The sequence below is a fragment of the Nonomuraea recticatena genome, assembly GCF_039533245.1.
Taxonomy (GTDB): Bacteria; Actinomycetota; Actinomycetes; order Streptosporangiales; family Streptosporangiaceae; genus Nonomuraea; species Nonomuraea roseola.
Genome location: NZ_BAAATE010000040.1, coordinates 19,138 through 43,671 on the forward strand (window position 1 = coordinate 19,138; position 24,534 = coordinate 43,671).

A 24,534-nucleotide genomic window follows, 5' to 3' on the forward strand; every position below is an offset into this window, starting at 1 on the left:
ATCAGTCCCGCAGAGTGGTGCCGGTGAGGTGCAGGAACGTCGCTTCCAGGTCGGGTTCGATGACCTGGGTGGCCGTCACGGTGGCATGCCCCTCCACGGCGGTGATGAGCGACGGCAGCAGGTACCTGCCGCCGTCGGCCATCAGGCGGACGGACGCGGCCCCGGTCCTGACGGCCTCGGCCACGCCCTCGACGGCGCGCAGCTTGGCGCAGGCGGCTTCGACGTCGCCGTCGAGCACCAGCTCGACGGTGTCGGCGCCGCCGACCAGGGAGACCAGCTCGCGGCGGGTGCCGTCGGCGACGATGCGGCCGTGGTCGATGATCGCCACCCGGTCGCAGACCCGCTCGACCTCCTCCATGTAGTGGGAGGTGTACAGCAGCGCCATGCCGTCGCCGACCAGGCGTTCCAGGCCTTCGAGGATGGCCTTGCGGCTTTGCGGGTCCACGCCCACGGTGGGCTCGTCGAGGATGAGCACCTCGGGGCGGTGCAGCAGGGCGGCCCCGATGTTGATGCGCCGCTTCATGCCGCCCGAGTAGGTGCCGAGCTTGGTGTCGGCCCGGTCGGCGAGGCCGATCAGGTCGAGCACCTCGGCGATGCGCGTGGCCAGGGCGCGGCGGGGAAGGCCGAAGAGCCTGCCGAAGAAGCGCAGGTTCTCCCGGCCGGTCAGCTCCGGGTAGAGGGCGATCTCCTGAGGCACGTAGCCGATCCTGGACTTGGCGCGCAGCGGCTCGCCGGCCAGGTCGACGCCGCCGACCAGGACGGTGCCCGTGTCCGGCCGCAGCAGACCCACCAGCATGGAGATCGTGGTGGTCTTGCCCGCGCCGTTGGGGCCGAGCAGGCCGTACGCCTGGCCGGGGGCGATGGAGAAGCCGACGTCGTGCACGGCGACCAGGTCGCCGTAGCGCTTGCCGAGTCCCCCGCAGGACAGGGCGGCCGTCATCGCCGCCACCCCTGCACGTCCTGCGGGTCGCCCTTGGCGGCGGTGTTGGCGGCGAACACCTGCCGGGCGGGGTCGGCGCCGAGCTGATAGTCCAGCGGAGTGTTGCCGGTGACCCGGTTCCACAGCACGTGGCAGTCGAGGACGTCGTCGCCGCCGAAGTCCTTGGAGGAGCCCATGACGAACCCCGCGCCCATGACCGACTCGCCGCCGGGATGGTTGTCGTGGATGTGGTTGTCCACGACGGTGACCCGGTGCGTGCCGATCAGGGCGAGGCCGACGCCCGAGATCGGTGGGCCGGCCGCGCCCAGGCCGTCCTGCTCGGCGCCCGCGGCCAGCACGTTGCCGTACAGGTCGTTGCCGGCCACCAGGCAGTCTCGTACGCCGCCCTCGGGCTCGCCCTCGTACACCTGGTTGAGCAGCAGGATGCCGATCGCGTTGCCGTGGCAGGCGTTGCCCAGCACCCTGGCCTCGGAGGAGTTGTCCACGAAGACGCCGAAGGCGTTGGCGGTGCACTCGTTGCCGGCGATCTCCGCGCCGGAGCGCGGGCAGAAGCTCAGGGCGACGCCGCCGTACTGGCTGCCCGAGGCCCGGCAGCGCACGACCCGGCAACCGGTGGACTCGCGCAGGTAGATCCCCCAGACGGCGTTGTCGCGCACCTCCACCTCGTGCACGGTCACGCCGGCGGCCGAGTGGGCGTAGACGCCGGCGCCGGAGAAGCCCCGCACCGTCAGCGCCTCCACGCGCACGTCGCCCGCGAGCTCGCCGTGCACGGTGAGGCCGCTGACCACGTCCTCGGCCGCGTCGTGCAGCCTGGGGACGTCGGGCGGCCCGCCGCCGCCCGGCACCAGCACCGTGCGCCCTGCCCCTGCGCCGGTCAGCGTCACGCCGGGCTGCCTGATCCACACGCTCTGCGCGTACGTCCCCTCCTCCAGCAGGATCCGGGCGCCGGGTCCGCTCTCGTCCAGCGCCCGCTGGATCGACTCCCCCGGTGAGACCGTTCTCGTCACGGACATGAGCTTTCCTTCCCCTGCGCAACCGGCGCGCCGGCGTAGACGATCGCCAGCGACACGAGCACTCCGCCGCCCTCGCCCCAGCGGGCGGCGGCCTCGACCGTTGCCTGCGCGCCGGGACCCAGCCGCAGCAGCGCCGCGCCGGCGCTGGCACCGCGGACCGCGTACGCCGTCCCTGCGGTCAGCGGCAGCCCGGTGGAGGCGGTCAGCTCGTCGGCGGCCTCGTCCAGCAGCGGCATGGTCCACGCGGCCGCAGGCGCGGCCACGGCCTCGAAGTCGTGCCAGGTGAAGCCGGGCGGCCTGCCTCCGACCGCCTTGATGAGGCTCTCCTTGACCGAGAAGGCGACGCGACCCGCTTCCGTGCGCCGCTCGGCCGCGGTGGCGACGTGGCGGGCGAGGAGCTCCCCGCCCCGGTCCGCGGCCCTGGCCAGCCGGCCGGACTCCACGATGTCCACGCCCACGAGGACGGCGGGCGGGTTCACGCGAGGGCTCCCGCGCATCGGGCGACGAACGGCTCCAGCGCCGCGGTGTACTCCTCGGCGCACTCCACCATCGGGATGTGGCCGCTCTCCTCGACCACGAGCGTCTCGTGCCCGTCCCGCCCTTCGAGGGCCTCCAGCCAGGGGGTCACCGGCGTCATCCGGTCGTGCCGTCCCCATATGTACAGGGCGGGGCAGGCCACCTTGTCCAGGGCGGGGGCGACGCGGTAGGCGCGGGTGGCCTTGAGGCTGCGGGCCATGGACACCATCGAGTCGGGGCGGCTGATCAGCTCGCCCGCCTCCGCCATGCGCTCGGCGGAGAAGTGGCAGCCGCGGTGGAAGAGCGCCGCCACCATGCGGCGGCCGAAGTCGTCGCCGGTCGGCCGCACGCTGCCCCGCCGGTCGAAGCTCAGCCCGACGTCCGGGTCGGCGGTGAGGCCGGGCGCGCCGCTCACCACGATGCCACGGACCCGGTCGGGGCGGCGGCCCGCCAGGTCGATGGCGACCAGGCCGCCGAGCGAGTTGGCGCAGACGACGATCTCGCCCAGGCCCGCGGCGTCGCAGGCGCTGAGCAGCGCGTCGCCGAGCCGCTCGATGGAGCCCGCCACCTGGCGGTCCATCGCGCAGATCGCCTCGTTCGTGCGCAGCACGGGGCGGCCGGCCCGCGCCAGGCTGTGGTACGGGTGGTCCCAGATCCAGCCGCCGGCGAACAGCGCGGACATGAACACCACAGCCGGCGCTCGGTCACCGGGCCGGTGCTCGGTGGTGAATTCCCTCATCAAGGCTCCAGTCACTCGGTCACAGCGTCGAGGCGTCGTCGGGGGTCCATCCGCAGCCGCAGGCCGAGCCGGCCGCCACGACCTGCGCGCAGCCGGGGCAGCGGGCGTAGTCGCGCACGGTGGCGGGATACCAGACGCTGGTGTGGACGCGGGTGCACAGCCCGCCCTTGAAGAAGCGGCGCATGGCCCGCTGGTGCGGCCGGGCGTGGACCGCGCGCAGCGACTCGGGCCTGTCGAAGGCGCTGAGCGTGAACTTGCGCCCGCCGACGTCGAACGTGGTCACGCCGAGGAAGCCGCGCGAGGCGCGCAGCGACTTGACTATCTCCACGCTGAGCAGGTCCACCTCGGCGGATTCGGCGTCGTCGCGGATCTCCAGCCAGGTCAGGACGAGCGCGCCGGGGCGCTCGGTGCGGCCGGTGGCGGCTCTGGCGCTCACGCCGAACTCGCGGGTCGCGTCGGCGGCGGGCACGAACCGCGCCGTGTAGCCGAGCGCCTCGGCGAGCGCGAGCCGGTCGAAGACACGTTGGACGTGCACGCCGCCGGCGCCGGCGGTCACCAGGTCGAGGCCGGAGACGGTGACGGCGCCGCCTGCCGCCGGCATGCCCAGGTACGCCTCGCGGTGATCGGCCGTCAGCCGCCAGGACACGGCGGCGGCGTCCCCGTCCCCCGTGACGCGGTCCACCTCGAAGCTCAGGTTCCTGAAGCGGGCCAGCGTGGTGGCGGCGTGCGCGGCCAGCGCCTCGCCGGCCAGCGGCCCCGCGCAGTCGGGGTCGGCGTAGGTGCCGGCGCAGGCCGCGACCGCCGCGGCGTCGCCGGCCTGCCACGCCTCCAGGTGCGCCTCGGCCGTCTTCCTGGCGTCCATCAGCCGCCCCCGTCTTCCGGCAACCGCCGCGTACGCACCGCCAGGGCCATCGCCCTGACATCGGTGTGGCTGATCGACACCCGGATCCACCCGGCACCGCCGTCGGGCGCCGCGGGCCCTTCGGGGCGGGGCGGGAGCGCCGCCAGGTCGCCGTGCAGGCGTACGGCGGGCGGGTGCCCGTCGAGGCAGGCCCTGCTCGCCCGGCAGGCCGTGGTGGGGAGCGGCAGGATCTCGACCTGGCCGAGGTGCTCGGGGGTCGGCGGCAGGCCGAGCAGGCGCAGGACGGCGCGCTTGGCGGCCAGCCGTCCGGCCCAGTGCTGCAGCGTGCGCCCGCCCGCCGACCTGAGCCGTTCGGCGCGCGTGTAGACGACCTCCAGCGGCATGTCGCCGACGAGCTCGCGGGGGCTGGTGAGCCCCGCGTGGCCGACGATCGCGCTGCCCCACCGTTTCACGCCGCCACCGCCTTCGCCAGCCGCCTGAGGGTCGCGGGGTCGGTCATGCTCAGGCAGCGCACCCCGGTGCGGCGGGCCAGCCCGGTGAGCACCTTGCTGTCGCCCACCTCGACGACGGACACCGGCGCGAGGGCCGTCTCCCGCATGCCGGCCGACGGGGTGGGCGCGATCGCCTCCATCGTGTGGGTCCAGCGGACGCGGCCCGTGAGCTGGGCGACCAGTGCGCGGCGCAGAACGGCGAGGTCCGTGGTGGGCTCGCCGGTGACGTTGGGGACGACGGGAACGCGGGGCTCGCGCATGAGGGCCGCCTCGACCGCCGCCGCCCAGGCGCGTTCGGCGCCGGCCATCAGCGGCGAGTGGAAGGCGTTGCCCACCCGCAAGGCAACGATCTGGTCGGCGTCGGCGGCGAGCTCCGCGAGCCGGTCGAGCGCGGGCGGCGAGCCCGACACCACCACGTGCCCTGGCGCGTTCTCCAGCCCCACCACGACGGGCTCCCCGGGCGCGGACGCGGCCTCGGCGAGCTGCTCGACCCGCTCCACCGGCAGGCCCATCACCGCCCGCATACCGCCGCGGACGTCCACTCCGGCCATGAGCCCGGCGCGCAGTTCCACCAGCCGGACCGTGCCGGCCAGGTCCAGCACGCCGGCCGCGTGCAGCGCGCTCAGTTCGCCCACGCTGTGCCCGGCCACGACGGCTGGCTCGTACCCCTCCTCGTCGAGGACGGCCAGCGCCGCCAGGTTGCAGGCCGTGACCGCGATCTGGGCGTGCTCGGTGGCGACCAGCCGGTCGAGCGGCCCCCTGGCGCACAGCGGCGAGATCGGCCGGGTGAGCATCGCGTCGACCTGCTCGAGGCGTCGCCTGGCCGCCGGGCTGCGACGCAGCCATGCGCCCATGCCGACACGGACCGTTCCCTGTCCGGGGAAGAGATAGCCCAGCATGTCGTCTCCCTTCGCCGACTAGAGCCGGCGCCTGGGGCGCCGCTCCTGGTGCGCGGGCCGTTCCGTGCCGAGGAAGCCGAGCAGCAGCTTGTTGACCTCGTCGGGGGCGTCCAGAGGGAGCCAGTGGCCGGCGTCCTCGATCCGCTCGTAGCGCCACGGGCCCTTGACGTACTTGCCGGAGGCGGCCATGCCCTCCTCCAGGAGCGCCTTGTCGCCCGCGCCCCAGATGCCGAGCGTCGGCGCGTACACCGGCGGGAACGGCCGGGCCGGGCGCAGCTCGGCCTCGGGCGAGCGGTTGGCCCTGTACCAGTTGAGCCCGGCGGTGAGCGCGCCGGGTCTGGCCAGGTCGCGCAGGTAGCGGTCGTGGTCGCCTTCGCGGCCCATGATCTCCTTGAACAGCCGCCAGCCGTTGCGCCGCAGCAGTTCCTCGCTCACTCCGGGGAACTGGTAGAAGAGCATGTACCAGGAGGCGGCCCGCTGCTCCAGTGAGGGCGTGGCGAAGACGCCGGGGTGGCCGACCGACATGACCACCAGGTGGTCGAGCCTGCGCGGCATCAGGAAGGCGTACATCCAGGCGATCGCCGCCCCCCAGTCGTGGCCGACCAGGTGCGGGCGTTTGACGCCGAGGTGGAGCGTGAGGGCCACGACGTCGTTGACGATGGTCTGCATGCCGTAGGCGGCGGCCTCCTGCGGCTTGCCGGAGTCGCCGAAGCCGCGCAGGTCGGGCGCGATGACCCGGAAACCGCCCTCGACGAGCGCCGGGATCTGATGACGCCACAGGTAGGAGGAGTCGGGGAAGCCGTGCAGCAGGATCACGGGCTCGCCCTCGCCCTCGTCCACGTAGGCGAGTTCCACGTCGTTGACGCGTACGGTTCTCTTCTCGGTCATGCCGTCTCCCTGAACAGCCGCTCAGCGAAGAACTCGCTGAAGCCGAACTCCGGTACGTCCTCCGGGGCGACCATGTTGAGCAGCCCGGTCACCTGCGCAGCGAAGTTGCGCGCCATGAGCTTGCGGACCCGGCGCCTGCGCTCGACGGCGGCGGGCCCGAACTCCACGTGCAGCCTGCTGATGATGGAGGCGCCGAAGTCCAGGCGCTCCAGGCGGAAGCCACGCTCCTCGACGTACGGCGCGAACGCCGCGGGCGACCAGTCGGAGGAGGCCAGCAGGATGTCGCAGACCGTGCGCGAGTCGCGCATGGCGCAGGACAGCCCGGTGCCGAGCACGGTGTCGGCGTTGCCGGCCTCGTCGCCGATCAGCACGACGCCCTCGGTCAGCGGCGGCCCCTCGGGAACGCTGGACACCGACGGCCACACCGACAGCGGGCCCGCGGGCGTCGCCTCGGTCACCGCCTTGCCCCGGTCCGGCAGGCACTCCAGCTCGAAGGCGGCCATGAACCGCTCGACGCCGCCAGGTCCCCTGTAGCGGTGCTTGTTGGCGGTGGGGAAGTTGAGGTAGAGGCGGGCCCGGCCGTAGCCCTGGGGGAAGACCATGAACATGACGTCGCCCTCGGTGCCCATGGCCTGCACGTCGGGCGGCCAGCCGGCCATGTCCTCGACCATCATGCCGCCGCCCCAGTGGTGCATGGAGTTGCGCATGGTGATGCCGACCTGGCGGCCGACCGTGCAGCCGCGGCCGGTGGCGCCGAGCACGAGGCGGGGCCGCAGCTCGAACGCGCCCTCCGGGGTCCGGTAGGTGACGACGGGCCGCTCACCGGGAACCACGACGATCTTGGAGGCGTTCATCACCAGGCGGGCGCCCGAGGCGGCGGCCTGCTCCGCCATCAGCGCGCACACGGCGTGGTGCGGGAAGGACATGGGGCCCCCGACGCCGGGGATGAACCTGGTCATGTCCACCGCCTCGACCTCGTCGTCCGTGACGGCTTCGTCCCAGGTCATCCACTCGCGGATCTCCCAGGCGCCGCCGGCCGAGAAACAGTCGTAGACGCCCAGGCGCTGCGCCTCCCTGATCCCCCATGGCGCGAGCCACTCTCCGCGGACCAGATCCTGGTAGGTGTCCTGCTTCTCCAGCAGCACCACGGAAAGCCCGCCGGCGGTCAGCTTGCAGGCGGCGGACGCGCCGGCGATGCCGCCGCCGACGATGACGACGTCGGGCGGCTCGGGTCGGGTCACTGCCCCCACCTCTCCCAGTAGGTGCGTTCCTTGGCTCGGTAACGGTCGGCCGGGCGGAAGCCGGTGCCCAGCGTGTAGGCGACGGGGATCATGCAGACCTGCGTGACCCCTGTGGGTATGCCGAGCAGGCGCCCGGTCTCGCGTTCGTGCGGCACGTGCAGGCACGTGATCGTGCTGCCGAGCCCCCTGCTGCGCAGGGCGAGCTGGAAGGACCAGATGGCGGGGAAGATGGAGCCGTAGAAGATGCTGGCCCGCGTCTCGCCGTGCTGGACGAGGTGGCCGGGGTCGTCGGCGATCTTGTCCGCCATCCGCGCCCGCCAGCGGGCGTTGATGGCGGCGATGTCCGGCGGCCTGCCCAACACGCAGGGGATGACCAGCACCGGCACCGCCGCGATCGTCTCGGTGAGCGCCTGCGCGGAGTCGTAGTTGCGGCGGGCCTGCGCGTCGTTGCGCCGCCGGCCCGCGTTGGTCCACATGTCGTTGCGGTGGAAGGCCCAGGACGAGCGGATCATCTCGGCGAGCTTCTCCTTGACGCCCGCCTCGGTGATCACCAGCCAGCGCCAGTTCTGGTGGTTGTTGGCGGTGGGCGCCTGGACGGCGACCTCCAGCGCCTGCTCCACGACCTCCCGGGGTACGGGCCGGTCCAGGTCCAGCCTGCGGCGCACGGACCGGGTGGTGGTCAGCAACCGGTCGGTCTCGGCCACGTCGAAGGGCATCTGGCTCACACCGCCTCCAGCAGGACGGCGCCGCGGACCGAGTCGTGTGCCGCGGTCAGCGCCAGCGCGCCGGCCACCGGCCCCGCGAGTTCGGGGCGGGTCACGTACGAGCCCGTGTCGCCGGCGAGCGGCGCGGTGAGCCCGGTCAGCGCGGGGGCGAGACCGTCGCGGACCGCGAGCGCGGCCAGGGCGATGTTCATCGCGCCGGTGGCCGCCTGGCAGTCGCCGATGAGCGCCGCCGAGGCGATGAGCAGCGCGCCCGGCATGCGGGCCAGGACCGCCGCCGCCTCCTCGCCGTCGCGGGGCAGCCCGGTGGCCGCGCCCACGACCAGGCCTGGCGCCGCTCCGGGCAGCGCGAGGCTGCGCGCCACCGGCTCGGCTCCCTCTCCTGCCGCGTGCCTGGTGCCTGCCACGCGGGCGTACGGCCTGCCGCCGCGCGCCGCGCAGTGGTCGGCGGACTCGACCACGAAGGCCACGGCCCCCGATCCGGTCACCGGCTCCACCGCCTCCGCCCCGTACGGCACCGGCCCGTCGTCCTCGAACGGCGCGGAAGCGCCGCCGGTGGCGGGCCTGGCGGGCGTCTCGTCGGCGGCGACGACCAGGACCACCTCGGCCTTGCCCGCGTCGATCATCTCCAGCGCGCAGTCCAGGGCGATGGACGCCGACGCCGCGCCGTTGCAGAGGGTCGTGGTGGGGCCACGCAGCCCGAGCGTCTGGCAGACCGCGCCGCCGGTGGCGTTCAGCACCACGTTGGAGAAACTCAGTACGGCCGGCTTGTTCGGGTTGAGCGCGATGCTGTCGTCGAAGCCGCCGGTGCTCTCGGCCGATCCTGCCCCTGTGGCGAAGACCAGCGCGACGTCGTCCAGCGCCTTGCGCGGCAGCTTGAGCTCGGCGTCCTCCCAGGCCAGGCGCGAAGCCGCGATCGCCAGGCGGGACAGGCGGTTCATGTGCCGCCACAGTGAGCGCGGCGCGAACGTCCGGCCTTCGAGCGACGGGGCCTGCCCCGCCGCGCGGGGGGCCGCGGCGATCGCCGCGGCCGTCTCGGCGATGCCGGTGCCGGCGCCGGTGACCGGCCCCAGCCCGCTGATCACCGCCTGCCTGCGCGGCGCGGGCTCGTACGGAACCGGGTCCCTGGGCCTGGCCAGCACGAGCGAGACGTTGTTGCCGCCGAAGGCGTAGTTGTTGGAGACCACGGTGTCGATGGGCATCGCCCTGGCCTGGTTCGGCACGTAGTCCAGGTCGGCCTGCGCGCCGTCGTCGAAGCCGATCGTGGGCGGCGCCACGCCGTGGCGCAGGGCCAGCACGCTGGCCACGGCCTCGACCGCACCGGCGGCGCCGAGGGTGTGGCCGACGAAGGACTTGATGCTGCTGGTGGGCACCCGGGCGGCCCGCTCGCCGAAGACCAGGCGCATGACCTTGGCCTCCATGGCGTCGTTGGCCGGGGTGCCGGTGCCGTGCCCGCTGACGTAGTGGACGTCGCCGGGGGTGAGCCCGGCTTCGGCCAGTGCGCGGCGCACGGCGCTGGCCCCGCCGCGCCCGGTGGGGTCCGGGGCGGTGGCGTGGTAGGCGTCGGCGGACAGCCCGTAGCCGGCGACCTCCGCCAGCGGCGTGACCCCTCTGGCGAGCGCCAGGTCCAGCGGCTCCAGCAGCAGGAACGCGGCGCCCTCGCCGAGGTTGAGCCCGTCGGAGCGGCTGTAGGGCCGGCACGGACCGGTGCTCAGCGCCTGCAGCCCGGCGAAGCCCGCGTAGGTGCCGAACAGCAGCGGGTCGACGCCGCCTGCCAGGACCGCGTCGGCCTCGCCGGTGAGGATCTTGTCCCTGGCCAGGCCGACCGCGTTGCCGCCGGCGGCGCAGGCGGTCGAGACGAGGATCCGCGGCCCGCGCAGGCCGAGCCGCTCCGCGACCACGTCGGCGGTGTGGTGCATGGGCTGGTAGCGCCCGGCGGGCCCTGGGGTCGCCTGGCACTTGCCGAGGATGATGCCGAACCGGTCGGGGGCGGGGGCCGCCCGTGCCGGCCCTGCCTGCTCGACCGCCTGGCGGGCGGCGACGAGCGCGAGCCGCGCGGTGCGGTCCCCTGCCTGCTCGCCTGCGGGCAGCTGGGCGTCGATCCACTCGTCGGGCACCTGACCCGCGTGCCTGGCCGTGAACACGGCGAACGCCTCGTCCTCGATCGGGGCGAGCCCGCCCCTGGCCGTGGTGAGCCGCGTCCAGAACTCCACGGGGTTCCTGCCGGCCGCGCAGATGATGCCCAGGCCGGTGACGACGACGGGCCGCAGCGCCATGCTCTGCCTCCTTCTCAGCGTGACCTGCCGATCAGATGATCGGGATGCTCCAGCTCTTGGGCACGATGTACGGGCTGGTCAGCGTGGTGACGCCGACGCCGCCGACGGTCAGGCCGAGGCCTGCCGCCGCCAGTTCGGGGTCCACGCGGGCCAGGCCGAGGGTGGCGCCGAGGCCGGCGCTCTGCACGGCGTAGACGACCTCGCCCACGTCCTGGCCGCCGGCGAGCACGCGGGTGCCAGGCGCAGGGACGCCCTCGCAGCCGGTGAAGCCGACCGTGCGCCGCCCGCCTCCGGTCTCGAAGGCCTCCAGCACGGCGGCGCGGCCGACGAAGTCGTCCTTGGTGATGTCGACCAGCCAGTTGGCGCCGATCTCGATCACCGAGGCGCCCGGGGTGGCCTCGTGGCGTGGGATCGGCTGACGCACCTCCAGCATCGCCAGCTCCAGCGCCTCCTGCCCCGCGGCCTGCGCGTGCTCCAGCGCGCCCGCCCACAGGCCGGGCGCGGCCTGCCTGGGGACGATCATCTGGTAGCCGTACTCACCGGTGTAGCCGGTCCTGGCGAAGACGATGTCCACGCCGTTCCAGGTGGTGTCCACCACGGACTCGAACGGCAGCGAGGCGAGTTCGCCGTCGATCAGCCGGCCGACCACGCCCCACGCGTACGGGCCCTCCAGTCCGATGACCGTCAGGTCGGCGGAGCGGTCGGCGATCTCGGCGCCCTCCTCGGCGTGCGCCAGCAGATGGTCCAGCAGGCGGGCGCCGGCGCCGCAGGAGCTCTCCAGGAGCAGCCCCTCCTCCCGGCCGAAGGCGACGACCTGGTCCACGACCTGGCCGGACTCGTCCAGGACGAGGCTCATCATGCAGCGGTCGGAGGTGAGGTACTCCACGTCGCGGGCCAGCACCCGCTGGGCGAAGTCCACGGCGGCGGGGCCGGTGATCTCGATGAGCCGGTGCCCACTGAGGTCGAGCACGGCCGCGCGCTCCCTGAGCACCTGGTACTCCTGCGAGAAGGAGGAGAAGCGCAGCGGGACGGTGGCGTCGCCCACGTCGCCGTAGACGGTGTCCTCCGGATGCAGGGACGCGAGGACGCTAGCCATGGTTCACACCTTTCGCACAGAACGTTGGGTCGCCGGATCGGCGATCGTGAGGTTTCCTTCGGCGGCGACCTGGCCGTCCACCCGGGCCGAGACCCGGTACTCGGCGAACCCCGAGCCGCCACCGGTCTGCTCGGCCGTCAGCACGAGCTGGTCGCCGGGCACGACCGGGCGGCGGAAGCGCATCGACCTCACGCCCGCCAGGTAGCTGATCTCGCTGGCGCCCGCCAGGGCGAAGACCACGCCGGCGAGCTGGGCCATGGCCTCGACCACGACGACCCCGGGCAGCACCGCCTGGCCGGGGAAGTGTCCCTGGAACCACAGCTCGGTGCCGGTGACGTTCTTGGTCGCCGTTCCCTTGACGCCGGGCACCACCTTGACGACCCGGTCGAGCAGCAGCATCGGCCAGCGGTGCGGCAGGACGGCGCGGACCTGGTCGTGGGTCAGCCCGGAGACGGGCGGCGCCTGCTGTGCCACCGTCATGCCGGCGCCCTCAGCGTGGGGTCGACCTCGTCGGCCAGTCGCGACACCGAACCGAACACCGCCATGTCGCTGTCGTAGAGCGCGACGCCGAACTCGGCCTCGATGGCGACGTAGAGCTCCAGCACGTCGAGGCTGTCCAGCTCGAGGCCGCGGCCGAACAGCGGCTGGTCGTCGGTGATCCAGCCGGGCTCGATCTCCAGATCGAGCCGCGACACGATCATCTTCTTGATCTGGCTGCAGGTCTGCTGCCGCTGGGCGGCCTTCGCCCGCAGTTCGTCGATGGTCATGGATTCTCCTTGTGCGCCAGGCTGATGGTCGGGGCCGGTCACTGGAGGCCACCGCCGTGCGCGACGACCACCGAGCCGGACATGTACGAGGCCTTGTCCGAGGCGAGGAAGCTGACGATGGAGGCGATCTCCTCCGGCCGGCCCATCCGGCCCAGGCGGATGCGCGACTCGTAGCGCTTCTTGATGTCGGCGGGCACCTTGCGGGTCATGTCGGTGGCGACGAAGCCGGGGGCGACCACGTTGGCCCGCACCCCGTGCGGGGCCGCCTCGTTCGACAGCGCGTGGGTGAAGGCGATGATCGCGCCCTTGGACGCCACGTAGTTGGTCTGGCCGGGAAAGCCGCCGTCGAGCCCGCTGGAGGAGGAGATGGTCACGATCGACCCGCTCCGCTGGTGCTGCATCACCTTCAGCGCCTCCCGGCAGGCGAGGAAGGTGCCGACGAGGTTGGTGTCCACGGGGGCGCGGAACTGCTCCAGGCTCATCGCGATGAGGTAGCGGTCCCTGGTGACGCCGGCGCTGGTCACCAGCACGTCGAGCCGCCCGTGCTCGGCCCGCACCGTGCGGAAGAGGCGCTTGACCGCCTCCTCGTCGGTGACGTCGGCCTGCACGGCGCTCGCGCTGCCGCCCTCCTGCGCGATCTGGTCGGCCACTTCCTTGGCGTCGCGCTCGGACTGGGCGTAGTTGACGATGACGTGGGCGCCCTCCCTGGCCAGGTCGAGCGCGACGGCCCGGCCGATCCCGCGGGACCCGCCCGTCACCACGGCCACAGAGCCGGGGGCAAAGAGCATCATCTCTCCAGGAATTCGATAATCACCGCATCGATCAATCTGGATCTTTACGCATAAGCTACTAAGCCGCGATATCACGCCTGCATCACCCAGATATCTCGGCATTGACCTGAATATTCGCGATATATGACTCTTGGCCCATGAATGAGCTCGATGTAGAAGTTCTGGTCGTCGGAGGCGGGCCTGTCGGGCTCTGCGCCGCCATTGAGCTCGCCCGCCACGGAATATCGGTGCTGCTGGTGGAAAGGCGTGCGGACACGTCGATTTTCCCGAAGGCGCGTTTGATCACCACCAGGACGATGGAGCTGCTGCGCGGCTGGGGCGTCCAGGAGGAGGTGGAGCGCGCAGGCATGCCCAGGGAGGAGTACCTCGCGGTGGGCGTCGGCAGCTCCCTGACCGCCGCCGACTTTCTCAGGTCCGCCGCGGAGCTGGACCGGGACGCGCCACAGAGCCCCACCTACACCTTCCTGTGCGCGCAGGACCGCCTGGAGGTGATCCTCCGGCGGCTGGCCGAGTCCCGGCCTGAGACCGAGGTGTGGTTCGGCGCCACCATGACCGGCATGCGCCCCACCGCCGGCGGCGTGACGGCGACCGTGAACCGCGCGGACGGCGAGACGCTGGTGCGCTGCCGCTATCTGGTGGCCGCCGACGGCAGCCGCAGCGGCGTGCGCGAGGGCCTCGGCATCGCGGCCGAGGGTCCGCCGCCGCTCGGCCACATGATCAGCATCATGTTCGAGGCGGACCTCGGCTTCCTGCCACCCGACCGGCGGGCCGCGCTGTCCTTCCTGCGCGACCCGCCCTGTGCCGTGGAGGCGGTCGACCACGAGCGCCGCTGGATGGTGCAGACCGGCTACGAGCCGGAGCTCGGCGGCAGCCCTGCGGACTTCACCGAGGAGGCCTGCCTGGCGGCCGTGCGCGCCGCCGTGGGTGTGCCCGGCCTGCCCGTCACCATCCTCGGCGTGATGCCGTGGCTGCAGCAGGCCATGGTGGCCGCCGCCTTCAGGGCAGGCCCGGTCTTCCTGGCGGGCGACGCCGCGCACGTGGCGACGCCGCAGGGCGGGTTCGGCATGAACTGCGGCATCCAGGACGCCCACAACCTGGCCTGGAAGCTGGCCGCCGTGCTGCGCGGCACGGCGGGCGAGGAGCTGCTGGACACCTACGAGGCGGAGCGCCGGCCCGTCGCCGCCCGCACGGTGGACGAGAGCCTGAACAACGCGCTGATCACCTTCGACATGATGGAGGGCAGGCTGTCGATGCGGGAGGCGATCGAGCGGCAGGCAGGGCGGCGCAGCTGCGAGGGGCTGGTGCTGGGGTTCGGCTACGACTCCCGCGCCGTGGTGTCCGACGGCACCGCGCCCCCCGCGCCCGCCGACCCCTACCGGACGTACGTCCCCACCGCCCGGCCCGGGCATCGGGCCCCGCACGTGTGGCTCCATGGCCCCGACGGGCGTGTCTCCACCCTGGACCTGCTCGGCCCGCGTTTCACGCTGCTCGCTGCCGCCGGCGCCGGCTGGCCGCAGCAGGCCGCGGAGGCGGCCCGCCGCACCGGTGTCCCGCTCACCGCCGTGGAGATCGCCGCCGAGGAGATCTCCGCCGAGGACCCGCCCACGCTTGGAGAGCCCTCCCCGCACGTCCCAGGGGACCCGTTCACCGTCGCGGTCCGCCGTCCCTCCGGCCCGCTCCTCTCGCCTACCTGGGCCAAGGAGTACGGGCTCGGTCCTGAGGGCGCGGTCCTCATCCGTCCTGACGGTCACGTCGCCTGGCGCTCCCCGGACGGCCCCGCCTCGGCGCTGGCGCTCACGAAGGCCGTCGACCAGGTGCTGTCCAGGCGCTGACACGGCGGACCGGGCGGCGGGCCCCCGGCCAGGAACGCCCGCTGCGGTGTCAGGCGGCGGGCTGACCCGCGCGGGAGTGCAGGCGGGCGGCGCCGAGCCGCAGCGAGAGCGGGTTGCCGCGGGAGGTGACCACGAGGTCGGCCACCGCCTGGGGGCCGAGTGCCCCGCCGACCAGCAGGTCCGCCAGGTGTCTGGCCGCGTCGTCGGCCAGGGGCTGCAGGAACGCCCGGTTGGCCCCCTGCCTGGCCACCAGGTCGTCGAGCGGGTTCCGGCTGGTGACGATGACGCGGCAGTCCGGCCCTCCCGGCAGCAGCGGCAGCACCTGGTCGCTGTCCTCAGCGCCGTCCAGCACGACCAGCAGCCGGGTGCGCGCCGTGCAACTCCGGTAGAGGGCGAGCTTCTCGGCGGGGTCGGCCGGTGTCTCCTGCACACCGAGCGCGCGCAGGAACCGGTCCATCACCGCCGCGGGCCCGGTGGCGCTCATGTCGGCGTAGAGCTGCCCGTCGGGGAAACGGTCCGCCTGGCGGTGCGCCCAGTGCACCGCCAGCGTGGTCTTGCCGACGCCCGCCGCCCCGCACAGCACCATGGCGCCCGGCGCCCTGGCGGAGCCCAGGATGGTGTCGAGCGTGGCCAGCTCCCTGTCGCGGCCCACGAACGGCAGGACCTGCGGCGGAAGCTGGGAGGGCACGGGCCGGGCGGCGGCCGGACGTGGGGCGGGCGGGCGCATGAGCGCCGACTCGTCCCGCAGGATCTGCTCGTGCAGCCGCCGCAGGGCAGGGCCGGGTTCGAGGCCGATCTGCTCCAGAAGGTAGCGGCGGGTCTCCTGGTAGGTCCGCAGCGCGTCGGCGCGGCGGCCCGCTCGGTACTGCGCCAGCATGAGCTGCGCCCGCACCCGCTCCCTGAAGGGCGACTCGGCCACGAGGGCGAGCAGCTCGGGGATCACCTGGTGGTGGCGGCCGAGCTCGATCTCCAGCTCCAGGCAGGTCTCCAGGGCCTCAAGCCGTGACTCGGCCATCCGCGCCGCGTCGAAGCGCAGCCCGCGGATGTCCTCGAACGGCTGGCCGCGCCAGAGCGCGAGCGCGTCGCGCAGCAGGAGGACGGCGTCCTCCCGCTCGCCGGCGGCGGCCTGGCCGCGCGAGCGCGCCACCAGCTCCCTGAACCGGAGCCAGTCGATGCTGGCAGGAGAGGCGCGCAGCAGGTAGCCGGGGCTGGAGGTCTCGATCAGGCCCGCGCCGAGCGTGCGGCGCAGCCGTGACACGCAGATGGCCACCTGCCGCCAGGCGCTCCGGGGCGCCGAGCCCGCCCACACCGCTTCGACCAGCCGTTCCACGCTCATCACCCGGTTGGCGTTGAGCAGCAGGCTGGCCAGGATGACCAGCTCCCTGTTGGCGCTCATGGCCAGCTCGGCACCGTCCTTGACCACGGTGAGCGGGCCCAGCACATGGAACTCGAAGGCGGGCGCCCGCCCGGGCGCGACCCGCTCCATCAGGCGGCCAGACGGCGTTCGAGCACGTCGGCGGCGCGGACCGTGCCGCCCGCCGACTCGATCTCGCGCCGCATCTCGCCCGCGGCCCGCCGTACGCGCTCGTCGGAGGCGACGGCGAGCACCGCCTCCACCAGGCGATCGGGGGTGAGCCCCGCGGGGTCGAGCGCCCGGCCGAGCGCGAGCTCCTCGATGCGGCGGGCGTTGAGCCTGTCGATGGCGGTGGCGGGAAGCACGACCGCGGGACAGCCCCAGTAGAGCGCCTCCATGGCGGTGCCCATGCCACCGTGGGTGACCGCCACCGACGCGTGGCGCAGCACGCTCAGGTGCGACACCCACCGGCGGGCCTCGACGGTGGGCGGCAGCGGGCCGAGGTCGGCAGGGTCCATGCCGTCGCCGAGCGTCACCACGGCCCGCCACGGCAGCTCGGCGAAGGCCTGCACGCAGGTACGGACCAGATCGGGGCGGCTGGTGAGCACGGTGCCGAAGGACAGCAGCGCGATCGGCAGCCCGTCTCCCGGCGGCTCCCACCCGGTGAGGAAGCGGCGCTCCCCCAGGCAGGGGCCGACGAAGGCGAACCGCTCGTCGAAGGTGTCCCCGGCGAACTGGAAGGCGCGCGGCAGGGCGACCAGGTTGGAGTCCTGCACCTCCCACCAGAGCTCGGCGGGGTCGGCGCTCACTCCGTGGGCCTCGGCCAGCTCCCGGGTCCTGGCGAGCATGCCGTCCACCCAGCCAGGCAGCTCGGGGGACTCGCCGCCCTCCTCGGCGTAGACCGCGGACAGGAAGGAGAAGTGGGCGTTGGCGGCGAAGACCGGGATGAGCTGCGTGGCGGGCAGCCCCCACTTCCTCGCCAGGACGCGCCCGGCGTGCAGGACGGAGACGTCGTAGACGATCACGTCCGGCCGGTGCTCGGGGCCGGCCGCGGCGAGCATCGCCGCGCTCTCGTCGAGAAAGAGCGAGAGCAGGCCGAGCGGATCGTCCTCCAGCTTCCGCAGGTCCACGTGCTGGTAGATCGAGTCGTACGGGAGCACGGTGGCGCCGGCTCCCGTCACCAGCCCGGCCATCGCGGGCGAGGTGAGGTAGGTGACCTGATTTCCCCTGCGGACCAGTTCAGCGACCACGGCGAGACTGGGAATGACGTGACCGTGGTCGGGCTGGCACATGAAAAGAAAACGCCCCGTCATGTGGAGCCTCCCGGCAATTTTTTCGCATTACGTGCGGTGCCCAATCTAGGGACGGCGGCGAGAAACGGTCACCCCTACCGTGCCCCTCATATTCGCCCCCTCCTTTAGGGGTTCCCCCGCTCCCGGTCGGGGTGTTTATCCTGGGGCCGCCGGAGCCCGAGGAGGACGAATGGCCACGCGCGTATGGGATTATCTGCCCGAATACGAATCCGAACGAGCCGACATCCTGGACGCCGTCGAGACCGTGTTCCGCTCCGGACGGCTCGTCCTGGGCGAGAGCGTCCGCTCCTTCGAGGAGGAGTTCGCCGCCTACCACGGCGTACGCCACTGCGTCGGCGTCGACAACGGAACCAACGCCGTCAAGCTGGGCCTGCAGGCGCTGGGCGTCGGCCGGGGCGACGAGGTGATCACGGTCTCCAACACGGCCGCGCCGACGGTGGTGGCCATCGACGCCGTGGGCGCCACCCCGGTCTTCACCGACGTACGCGCGGACACCTACCTGATGGACGTGGAGCGGGTGGAGGCGGCGATCACGCCGCGCACCCGCTGCCTGCTGCCGGTCCACCTGTACGGGCAGTGCGTGGACATGGCGCCGCTGGAGCGGCTGGCCGCCGCGCACGGGTTGGTGATCCTGGAGGACTGCGCGCAGGCCCACGGCGCCCGCCACCACGGCAGGACGGCAGGCTCGATGGGCCACGCCGCCGCCTTCTCCTTCTACCCGACGAAGGTGCTGGGGGCATACGGCGACGGGGGCGCGACGATCACTTCCGACGGGGACGTGGAGCGCGCGCTGCGGCGGCTGCGCTATTACGGGATGGAACAGACGTACTACGTGGTCCAGACCCCCGGCCACAACGCGCGGCTGGACGAGGTGCAGGCGGAGATCCTGCGCCGCAAGCTGAGCAGGCTCGACCGCTACATCGCCGGCCGCAGGGCGGTGGCCGCCCGCTACGCCGAGGGCCTGGCCGGCACCGACCTGGTGCTGCCGGAGACCGCCGCGGGCAACGAGCACGTCTACTACCTGTACGTGGTGCGCCACCCGCGCCGGGACGAGATCATCCAGGCGCTGCGCGCCTTCGACATCCATCTCAACGTCAGCTATCCGTGGCCGGTGCACACCATGTCGGGCTTCGCCCATCTGGGATACGCGCAGGGCAGCCTGCCGGTGACCGAGGCGCTGGCCGGGGAGATCTTCTCCCTGCCGATGTACCCGTCGCTGCCGGTGGAGTCGCAGGAGCGGATCATCACCGCGCTGCTGAAGGTGCTGTAGCGGGCGCGTAGCTCGGGAGCAGCCCGCGCGCCGCCGCCTCCGCCAGGGTGGGCGCGGCGGCGTCGCGCTCCGACAGCGCCGGCGACATGCCGCCCGGCAGCGGCAGCCCGAGGTCCTCGTCGAGGACCGACAGGGTGAGGTCGTCCTCCTTGCGGTATTCGGAGGACAGCAGGTAACACATCACGGTGTCGTCCTCGAGCGCGGCGAACGCGTGGCCGGCGCCCGGCGGGAGGTAGACCGCGCGGCCGTTGCCCGCCGTCAGCTCCACAGCCTCCCAGCGGCCGAACGTCGGCGAGCCCATCCGCAGGTCGACGACCATGTCGAGGCCCCGGCCTCCGGCGCAGAAGACGTACTTGGCGGTGCCGGGCGGGACCAGGGTGTAGTGCACGCCGCGCACCACCCCGCGCCGGGAGACGTTCCGGCTGGCCTGCGCGACGGGGAAGAGCGGACGCCCCACCGCGGCGGCGAACACGCTCTCCTGGTAGGGCGAGGCGAAGCTGCCGCGCCGGTCGGGGTGGACCTCGGGGTCGAACACGAAGGCGCCGGCCACGGCCAGCTCGCGGTGTTCCACCTGCTCAGCCCCGCACCAGGTGGACGTCGGGGACGTACAGGATCCACGTGCCTCCCGCGTCGCGGAACGCCGTCTCCTTGGCCATGATCTCCTCTGCGTGGTTCCACGCGAACAGCAGCGCGTAGTCCGGGTACGGGGCCGCGAACGCCTCGGGGCCGCGGACCGGGATGTGCGAGCCGGGCGTGAGCCTGCCCTGCTTGGCCGGGGTGGTGTCGCAGATGTGCGAGACGAGGCCGGGGCCGATGCCGCAGTAGTTGAGCACTGTGGCGCTCTTGGCCGTCGCGCCGTAGCCGTACACCGTGGCCCCTCGCGCGCGCAGGCCGGTGAGCAGGTCCACGAGGCTGTCGCGGATGCCCGCCACGCGGCCGGCGAAGTCCCGCAGCGTCTGCGGGCCGGTCAGGGCGCCGGCCTCCTCGGCGGCCAGGAGCTCGGCCACCGCCGGGCTCGGCGTCCTGGCGCCGCGCCTGGCCAGCGTGTAGCGGACCTCTCCGCCGTGCACGGGCAGCCGCTCCACGTCCACCAGGTCGAACCCGTGGCGGCGGGCCAGCTCCCGCACGGAGGTGGCGGAGAAGAGGTAGAAGTGCTCGTCGTAGATCTGGTCGAAGGAGGCGCGGTCCAGGATGTCGCCCAGGTAGGGGTCCTCGAAGACGAAGACGCCGCCCGGCCGCAGCAGTGTGGCGACGCCCTTCATGATCGAGTCCAGATAGGGGATGTGGCACAGGGTGTTGGCGGCGTAGACGACGTCGGCGGGTCCGTCGAAGGCCAGGATGCTCGCCGCGGTGGCGGCCTCGAAGAAGTCCTTGCGCACTCGCACGCCCCGGGCCGCGGCCAGGTCGGCCACCCCGCCCGACGGCTCGACGCCGAGATGCCTGACGCCGGCGGCGGCGATCGTCGCCAGCATGGTGCCGTCGTTGCACCCCAGCTCGACGACGAACGGGTCGGGCCCGGCCAGTTCGGTGGCGAGCAGCCGCCCGGCCAGCGAGCGGAAGTGCTCACGCATCACCGCCGAGCCTGACGACAGGTACGGGTATCCCTCGTGGAACATGCGCTCCCTGGGCACTTCCTGCAGGAGCTGCACCATCGCGCAGCTCTCGCACACCCCCACGGCCAGATCGAAGAAGAACTCCTCGCCCGTGTCGCCGGGCAGGACGAAGGCGTCGGAGACCGGCTGACGGCCGAAGTCGGCGAAACGGTGGAGACGGCCCGAACAGATCCGGCACGCCATGCGATCCTCCTCAGCTAGTGGCCCTGCGGTACCTCACCCAGACGTCGCCGGTCTGGACGTAGCCGGTGAGCCGCACGGTGACGCCGTCGGGCGCGAGCGGGACCGGCGGGCGGTTGTACACGGCGCCCATCCACCGCCGGACGACCTCCTCGTCGCGGACCACCCAGCCGCGCGGCACCACCACGACGATGTCGCCGAACCAGGAGGTGATCTCGATGTCGAGCAGGACCTCCCGATGCGGGCAGTCGGCCGAGGTGAAGTCGATCCGCACCTTGCCCCACCGGCCTGCCTTGGCGCTCAGGTACGGGGGCACACTCCAGCGGCCCACCTGGCCGACCCTGCCGCTGGTGGTGTGCAGCAGCAGCGTGTCGCCGCCCACCGGGACGGGCAGCGGCGCGGCGCGCGTGGGCGCGGACAGCGCTCCTGGCCCCGGCAGGTCGGCCACGACCTCGTCCAGCTCGCCCAGCGTGCGGGCCGAGTAGGTGCGGTCGACGCGCTCGTTGAACTCCTCCAGGGTGATGCGCCCCTCGCCGACGGCCACGCGGAGCACCTCGGCGACCCTGTCGCGGTCGTGGTCACTGGCCCGCACTTCCCGGTGATCGGTCATGGCGTCCACCCTAGAAGAGTAGGAATGCCGCGGCCCAGAGCAGAACCCCTATCCTCCCGGCCCGCGCGGGACAGGGGTCGGGCGCGGGAGCAGGGGTTGAGCGGCCGCGGCGGCCCGTGGCAGCGTCGCCGGTGACGGACCGCGCGGTAAGGAGCTTGCCATCACCGACGTACAGGAGTGGCTGCGCGAGATGGCCGGGCACACGTTCATGAGCGTGACCCGGCTGCCCCTGGAGGAGCTGGCCGGCTGGCACGAGGACCCGGAGACGGGCAACATCCACCACCGAAGCGGCCGGTTCTTCACAGTCGAGGGTCTCGACGTGCGCCGGCCGGGGTGGGCGGTGGAGGCCTGGACCCAGCCGATCATCAACCAGCCCGAGGCGGGCATCCTCGGCATCCTGCTCAAGCGCGTCGGCGGCGTGCCGCACCTGCTGATGCAGGCCAAGAACGAGCCTGGCAACGTCGACGGGCCGCAGCTCTCCCCCACCGTGCAGGCGACCAGGAGCAACTACACGGGGGTGCACAGGGGCCGGCAGGTGCCGTACCTGGACTTCTTCAGGGAGCCGCGCGGGCGGGTGCTGGCCGACGTGCGCCAGTCGGAGCAGGGCGCCTGGTTCTATCGCAAGCGCAACCGCAACATGGTCGTGGAGGTCGGCGAGGAGGTGGCGGCGGCCGAGGGGTTCCGGTGGCTGCCGCTGCGCCAGGTGCGGGACCTGCTGTCGGTGGACGATCTGGTCAACATGGACGCCCGCACGGTGCTGGCGTGCCTGCCGCTTCAGGACGGGGCGGTGGGCGGCGACGAGTTCGGCGCCATGCTGGCGCGCTCGCGCGACCCGCGCGCGGACGCCGCGCACGGCGTGCACGAGATCCTGAGCTGGCTCAGCGGCGTCCGCTCCACGGTCGACATCCAGGCCAGGCCGCTGCCGCTCAACCGGCTGCGCCGCTGGCACCGCTCCGGCGGCCGGATCTCTCACGAGAGCGGCAGGTTCTTCGACGTCGTCGGTGTGCGGGTGGAGGCGCACGGCCGCGAGGTGAACCGGTGGACGCAGCCGATGATCGAGCCGGTGGGCACAGGGCTCGTCGCCTTCCTGGTCAGGCCGATCCGCGGGGTGCTGCACGCTATGGTGCACGCCCGCGTCGAGCCCGGCTACACCGACGTGGTGGAGCTGGCCCCGACCGTGCAGTGCACGCCGGGCAACTACGACCACCTGCCGGCGCCGGCTCGGCCGCCGCTGCTGGCGCAGGTGCTGGACGCCCCGCCGGAGCGGATTCGCTTCGACACCGTCCTGTCGGAGGAGGGCGGCCGCTTCTACCACGCGCGCAACCGCTACCTCGTCGTCGAGACGGACGAGGATCCGCTGCCCGGCCATCCGGCCTTCCGCTGGCTCGCCCTGCACCAGCTCGACGCGCTGCTGCGGCACAGCTACTACCTGAACGTGCAGGCGCGAAGCCTCAACGCCTGCCTGCACAGCCTGGCGGGCGCGCTCGACCGGCCCGTCAGCGGAGGTGTTCGATGACCTTCCCGAAGTCCTCCATGGCGGAGTCCATCACGGTGAAGTACGTGAACCCGTACCGTTCCCGATCCCTGCGGATCTGTTCGGCGATCTGCGCCGGGGTGCCCGCGAAGATCGTCGGCACCTCCAGGAGCTGCTCCGTGGTGAGGTCAGGGGCGTAGCGGCGCAGGCTCCGCACGCCCGCACGGCGGTCGCGTGTCAGGACGGTGGCCTTGGACAGCACGTTGAGCTCCGGCTGCGAGGACCGTGCGCCCGCCGCCGCGCGCACGTGCGCGACGCGCCCGAGCAGCGTGCCCGCGTCGACGAGCGCGGTCCTGCCGTACTCGGGGCGGAACGGCGCGCCGGTGAAGCTGACGATCTCGGCGTTGCGGGCGGCGAGGCTCAGCACCCGGTCGCCGTGCCCGCCGATCATGAGGGGTGGCCGCTTGCGCTCCAGGAGGCGGTCGAGCTCGGCGACGAGCCTTTCCAGCGTGCGGGTACGGGTTCCCGCGCCGAAGGGCAGTCCTGCCGCCTCGAACTCGGCCCGCACGTAGCCGGTGCCGAGCCCCAGCTCCAGGCGTCCGTCCATGAGCCGGTTGAGGGTGACGACGTCCCTGGCGAGCAGGGCAGGCCGGTGGAAGGCGGCGTTGAGCACGTAGGTGCCGATCAGCGCCCGCTCGGTGACCTCCGCGGCCAGCAGCGCGGTGGGGAACGGCGCGAGCAGGTTCAGGTGGTCGGGCACGGCGATCACGTCGTAGCCGAGCGCCTCGGCGCGCCGGCACCTGGCTGCCCACTCGTTCCTGGAGCAGTCCTCGGCGATGAGCACGACCCCGAATCTGGTCATCTGAGGTTTCCTTCCGGCCGGCGGGCGGGCGGGACGGCGTGCGGGGCCGCCACCGCGGCGACAGCGGTGACGATCAGGCCCGCGCCGGTTCGCCACCGGCCGCTGAAGCCGGTCAGCGGCCTGCCCATCCAGCGCGGCCCCGGCACGAGCAGTTCGGCCCTGAACGTGCCGCGCTCAGGGTCGAGGCTGACCACCGCGTCCTGGAAGTCGAGCCAGCGCCCGGCCAGCGGGAACCACGCCTTGTAGACCGACTCCTTGGCGCTGAACAGGAGCCGGTCCCAACTCGTGCGGGGATACAGGGCGGCCAGCCCGAGCAGCATCTCGCGCTCGCGGGGAAGGGAGACGACCTCCAGCACTCCGGGGGGCAGCGGGGCGTCGGGCTCGGCGTCGATCCCGACGGCGCCCGGCTGCACGCTGACGGCGGCGGCGCGGTAGCCGGCGCAGTGGGTGATGCTGCCGATGACGCCCGGGGGCCAGAGCGGCTCGCCGTAAGGGCCGCTCAGGATCGGGACGGGGCCGACGCCGAGCCGGCGCATGGCCCGGTGGGCGCAGTCGCGGGCGGTGGTGAACTCCGCGCGCCGCTTGCCGGCCACCAGGCGCACCAGCGCGGCCTCCTCGGGGAAGAGGACGACGTCGGACGGGTCGGTGAAGGTGTCGAAAGCCTTGACCGTCACGGGCAGGATCTCCTCGATCACCTGAACCTCCTCGCACCCCGCATAACCGGCACATTAGCCACCGTCCACGACCCCCGAAAGGAAGCGCAATCATCTTTATGGGTGTCATCG

Annotated in this window: 25 protein-coding genes; 3 read left to right on the forward strand and 22 right to left on the reverse strand. The window is 73.1% G+C overall.

Features of this window, described 5'->3' with window-relative positions; genetic code table 11:
• Position 1: 1 nt before the first annotated feature.
• The 15 genes from ABFX50_RS43605 to fabG are packed head-to-tail and all read right to left on the reverse strand — an operon-like array spanning position 2 to position 13,241.
• Positions 2–940, reverse strand: a complete 939-nt coding sequence (locus tag ABFX50_RS43605; protein ID WP_346155169.1) for an ABC transporter ATP-binding protein — start codon at positions 938–940, stop codon at positions 2–4.
• Positions 937–1,953, reverse strand: a complete 1,017-nt coding sequence (locus ABFX50_RS43610; protein WP_183644387.1) for a right-handed parallel beta-helix repeat-containing protein — start codon at positions 1,951–1,953, stop codon at positions 937–939. The genes ABFX50_RS43605 and ABFX50_RS43610 overlap by 4 nt, the downstream gene beginning before the upstream one ends.
• Positions 1,944–2,432, reverse strand: a complete 489-nt coding sequence (locus ABFX50_RS43615; RefSeq protein WP_346155175.1) for a 4'-phosphopantetheinyl transferase superfamily protein — start codon at positions 2,430–2,432, stop codon at positions 1,944–1,946. Before ABFX50_RS43615 ends, ABFX50_RS43610 begins: the two co-directional genes overlap by 10 nt.
• Entirely contained in the window at positions 2,429–3,208 is a 780-nt protein-coding gene (locus ABFX50_RS43620) for an alpha/beta fold hydrolase (protein WP_346155178.1), read from the reverse strand. Before ABFX50_RS43620 ends, ABFX50_RS43615 begins: the two co-directional genes overlap by 4 nt.
• Before the next feature lie 19 nt (positions 3,209–3,227).
• Complete coding sequence (locus ABFX50_RS43625) at positions 3,228–4,070, reverse strand: ester cyclase (protein ID WP_346155182.1); 843 nt, start codon at positions 4,068–4,070, stop codon at positions 3,228–3,230.
• Positions 4,070–4,522, reverse strand: coding sequence for a holo-ACP synthase (locus ABFX50_RS43630; protein ID WP_346155184.1), 453 nt, complete (start codon positions 4,520–4,522; stop codon positions 4,070–4,072). Before ABFX50_RS43630 ends, ABFX50_RS43625 begins: the two co-directional genes overlap by 1 nt.
• Positions 4,519–5,460 carry an ACP S-malonyltransferase gene (locus ABFX50_RS43635; RefSeq protein ID WP_346155187.1) on the reverse strand — a complete coding sequence of 314 codons (942 nt, stop codon included), beginning with the start codon at positions 5,458–5,460 and terminating at the stop codon, positions 4,519–4,521. The genes ABFX50_RS43630 and ABFX50_RS43635 overlap by 4 nt, the downstream gene beginning before the upstream one ends.
• Before the next feature lie 18 nt (positions 5,461–5,478).
• A complete protein-coding gene (locus ABFX50_RS43640; protein ID WP_346155189.1) occupies positions 5,479–6,348 on the reverse strand; it encodes an alpha/beta fold hydrolase in 870 nt (289 codons plus the stop codon).
• A complete protein-coding gene (locus ABFX50_RS43645) occupies positions 6,345–7,589 on the reverse strand; it encodes an FAD-dependent oxidoreductase (protein WP_346155192.1) in 1,245 nt (414 codons plus the stop codon). The genes ABFX50_RS43640 and ABFX50_RS43645 overlap by 4 nt, the downstream gene beginning before the upstream one ends.
• Positions 7,586–8,305 (reverse strand): nitroreductase family protein, encoded by a 720-nt coding sequence (locus ABFX50_RS43650; RefSeq protein WP_346155283.1) that lies wholly within the window; start codon positions 8,303–8,305, stop codon positions 7,586–7,588. The genes ABFX50_RS43645 and ABFX50_RS43650 overlap by 4 nt, the downstream gene beginning before the upstream one ends.
• A 5-nt stretch (positions 8,306–8,310) precedes the next feature.
• Positions 8,311–10,587: a beta-ketoacyl synthase N-terminal-like domain-containing protein gene (locus ABFX50_RS43655; RefSeq protein WP_346155195.1), complete on the reverse strand. Its 2,277-nt coding sequence runs from the start codon at positions 10,585–10,587 to the stop codon at positions 8,311–8,313.
• Positions 10,588–10,618: 31 nt separating this feature from the next.
• Positions 10,619–11,683 carry an aminomethyl transferase family protein gene (locus tag ABFX50_RS43660; protein WP_346155199.1) on the reverse strand — a complete coding sequence of 355 codons (1,065 nt, stop codon included), beginning with the start codon at positions 11,681–11,683 and terminating at the stop codon, positions 10,619–10,621.
• Positions 11,684–11,686: 3 nt separating this feature from the next.
• Positions 11,687–12,163 (reverse strand): 3-hydroxyacyl-ACP dehydratase FabZ, encoded by a 477-nt coding sequence (gene fabZ, locus ABFX50_RS43665; RefSeq protein WP_346117153.1) that lies wholly within the window; start codon positions 12,161–12,163, stop codon positions 11,687–11,689.
• Positions 12,160–12,450: an acyl carrier protein gene (locus ABFX50_RS43670; RefSeq protein WP_183644419.1), complete on the reverse strand. Its 291-nt coding sequence runs from the start codon at positions 12,448–12,450 to the stop codon at positions 12,160–12,162. Before ABFX50_RS43670 ends, fabZ begins: the two co-directional genes overlap by 4 nt.
• A gap of 38 nt (positions 12,451–12,488) precedes the next feature.
• Positions 12,489–13,241 carry a 3-oxoacyl-ACP reductase FabG gene (gene fabG / locus ABFX50_RS43675; RefSeq protein ID WP_246451681.1) on the reverse strand — a complete coding sequence of 251 codons (753 nt, stop codon included), beginning with the start codon at positions 13,239–13,241 and terminating at the stop codon, positions 12,489–12,491.
• A 137-nt stretch (positions 13,242–13,378) separates the two neighbouring features.
• Between fabG and ABFX50_RS43680 the strand changes: the two genes are divergently transcribed.
• Positions 13,379–15,073, forward strand: coding sequence for an FAD-dependent oxidoreductase (locus ABFX50_RS43680; RefSeq protein WP_346155207.1), 1,695 nt, complete (start codon positions 13,379–13,381; stop codon positions 15,071–15,073).
• A 49-nt stretch (positions 15,074–15,122) separates the two neighbouring features.
• Here the strand turns inward: ABFX50_RS43680 and ABFX50_RS43685 are convergent, their stop codons facing one another.
• A complete protein-coding gene (locus ABFX50_RS43685; protein WP_346155209.1) occupies positions 15,123–16,559 on the reverse strand; it encodes an AfsR/SARP family transcriptional regulator in 1,437 nt (478 codons plus the stop codon).
• The gene (locus tag ABFX50_RS43690) at positions 16,559–17,740 is read right to left on the reverse strand and encodes a macrolide family glycosyltransferase (protein ID WP_346155213.1); all 1,182 of its coding nucleotides are present in this window, start codon (positions 17,738–17,740) and stop codon (positions 16,559–16,561) included. The genes ABFX50_RS43685 and ABFX50_RS43690 overlap by 1 nt, the downstream gene beginning before the upstream one ends.
• 169 nt (positions 17,741–17,909) lie before the next feature.
• Between ABFX50_RS43690 and ABFX50_RS43695 the strand changes: the two genes are divergently transcribed.
• Complete coding sequence (locus ABFX50_RS43695) at positions 17,910–19,010, forward strand: DegT/DnrJ/EryC1/StrS family aminotransferase (RefSeq protein ID WP_346155216.1); 1,101 nt, start codon at positions 17,910–17,912, stop codon at positions 19,008–19,010.
• Here ABFX50_RS43695 and ABFX50_RS43700 read toward each other — a convergent pair.
• The 3 genes from ABFX50_RS43700 to ABFX50_RS43710 are packed head-to-tail and all read right to left on the reverse strand — an operon-like array spanning position 18,985 to position 21,413.
• Entirely contained in the window at positions 18,985–19,581 is a 597-nt protein-coding gene (locus ABFX50_RS43700; protein WP_346155217.1) for a dTDP-4-dehydrorhamnose 3,5-epimerase family protein, read from the reverse strand. The two genes, ABFX50_RS43695 and ABFX50_RS43700, sit on opposite strands and share 26 nt — an antisense overlap.
• A 4-nt stretch (positions 19,582–19,585) precedes the next feature.
• Positions 19,586–20,806 (reverse strand): methyltransferase domain-containing protein, encoded by a 1,221-nt coding sequence (locus tag ABFX50_RS43705; RefSeq protein ID WP_346155221.1) that lies wholly within the window; start codon positions 20,804–20,806, stop codon positions 19,586–19,588.
• A 10-nt stretch (positions 20,807–20,816) separates the two neighbouring features.
• Complete coding sequence (locus ABFX50_RS43710; protein WP_346155223.1) at positions 20,817–21,413, reverse strand: DUF1707 SHOCT-like domain-containing protein; 597 nt, start codon at positions 21,411–21,413, stop codon at positions 20,817–20,819.
• Positions 21,414–21,573: 160 nt separating this feature from the next.
• On the opposite strand from ABFX50_RS43710, the gene ABFX50_RS43715 reads away from it, so the two are divergent.
• A complete protein-coding gene (locus tag ABFX50_RS43715; protein ID WP_346155287.1) occupies positions 21,574–22,929 on the forward strand; it encodes an NDP-hexose 2,3-dehydratase family protein in 1,356 nt (451 codons plus the stop codon).
• Here ABFX50_RS43715 and ABFX50_RS43720 read toward each other — a convergent pair.
• Positions 22,910–23,749, reverse strand: coding sequence for a TIGR03621 family F420-dependent LLM class oxidoreductase (locus tag ABFX50_RS43720; protein WP_346155225.1), 840 nt, complete (start codon positions 23,747–23,749; stop codon positions 22,910–22,912). The two genes, ABFX50_RS43715 and ABFX50_RS43720, sit on opposite strands and share 20 nt — an antisense overlap.
• Positions 23,746–24,444: a 4'-phosphopantetheinyl transferase family protein gene (locus ABFX50_RS43725; protein ID WP_346155229.1), complete on the reverse strand. Its 699-nt coding sequence runs from the start codon at positions 24,442–24,444 to the stop codon at positions 23,746–23,748. Before ABFX50_RS43725 ends, ABFX50_RS43720 begins: the two co-directional genes overlap by 4 nt.
• Positions 24,445–24,534: the final 90 nt, after the last annotated feature.

Coding starts and splice junctions, on each gene's coding strand:
- ABFX50_RS43610 (WP_183644387.1), bottom strand. CDS start 1,953: ATGTCCGTGACGAGAACGGTCTCACCGGGGGAGTCGATCCAGCGGGCG.
- fabG (WP_246451681.1), bottom strand. CDS start 13,241: ATGATGCTCTTTGCCCCCGGCTCTGTGGCCGTGGTGACGGGCGGGTCC.
- ABFX50_RS43670 (WP_183644419.1), bottom strand. CDS start 12,450: ATGACCATCGACGAACTGCGGGCGAAGGCCGCCCAGCGGCAGCAGACC.
- ABFX50_RS43690 (WP_346155213.1), bottom strand. CDS start 17,740: ATGACGGGGCGTTTTCTTTTCATGTGCCAGCCCGACCACGGTCACGTC.
- ABFX50_RS43685 (WP_346155209.1), bottom strand. CDS start 16,559: ATGGAGCGGGTCGCGCCCGGGCGGGCGCCCGCCTTCGAGTTCCATGTG.
- ABFX50_RS43620 (WP_346155178.1), bottom strand. CDS start 3,208: ATGAGGGAATTCACCACCGAGCACCGGCCCGGTGACCGAGCGCCGGCT.
- ABFX50_RS43635 (WP_346155187.1), bottom strand. CDS start 5,460: ATGCTGGGCTATCTCTTCCCCGGACAGGGAACGGTCCGTGTCGGCATG.
- ABFX50_RS43640 (WP_346155189.1), bottom strand. CDS start 6,348: ATGACCGAGAAGAGAACCGTACGCGTCAACGACGTGGAACTCGCCTAC.
- ABFX50_RS43655 (WP_346155195.1), bottom strand. CDS start 10,587: ATGGCGCTGCGGCCCGTCGTCGTCACCGGCCTGGGCATCATCTGCGCG.
- fabZ (WP_346117153.1), bottom strand. CDS start 12,163: ATGACGGTGGCACAGCAGGCGCCGCCCGTCTCCGGGCTGACCCACGAC.
- ABFX50_RS43695 (WP_346155216.1), top strand. CDS start 17,910: ATGGCCACGCGCGTATGGGATTATCTGCCCGAATACGAATCCGAACGA.
- ABFX50_RS43720 (WP_346155225.1), bottom strand. CDS start 23,749: ATGACCAGATTCGGGGTCGTGCTCATCGCCGAGGACTGCTCCAGGAAC.
- ABFX50_RS43710 (WP_346155223.1), bottom strand. CDS start 21,413: ATGACCGATCACCGGGAAGTGCGGGCCAGTGACCACGACCGCGACAGG.
- ABFX50_RS43705 (WP_346155221.1), bottom strand. CDS start 20,806: ATGGCGTGCCGGATCTGTTCGGGCCGTCTCCACCGTTTCGCCGACTTC.
- ABFX50_RS43605 (WP_346155169.1), bottom strand. CDS start 940: ATGACGGCCGCCCTGTCCTGCGGGGGACTCGGCAAGCGCTACGGCGAC.
- ABFX50_RS43650 (WP_346155283.1), bottom strand. CDS start 8,305: ATGCCCTTCGACGTGGCCGAGACCGACCGGTTGCTGACCACCACCCGG.
- ABFX50_RS43625 (WP_346155182.1), bottom strand. CDS start 4,070: ATGGACGCCAGGAAGACGGCCGAGGCGCACCTGGAGGCGTGGCAGGCC.
- ABFX50_RS43680 (WP_346155207.1), top strand. CDS start 13,379: ATGAATGAGCTCGATGTAGAAGTTCTGGTCGTCGGAGGCGGGCCTGTC.
- ABFX50_RS43660 (WP_346155199.1), bottom strand. CDS start 11,683: ATGGCTAGCGTCCTCGCGTCCCTGCATCCGGAGGACACCGTCTACGGC.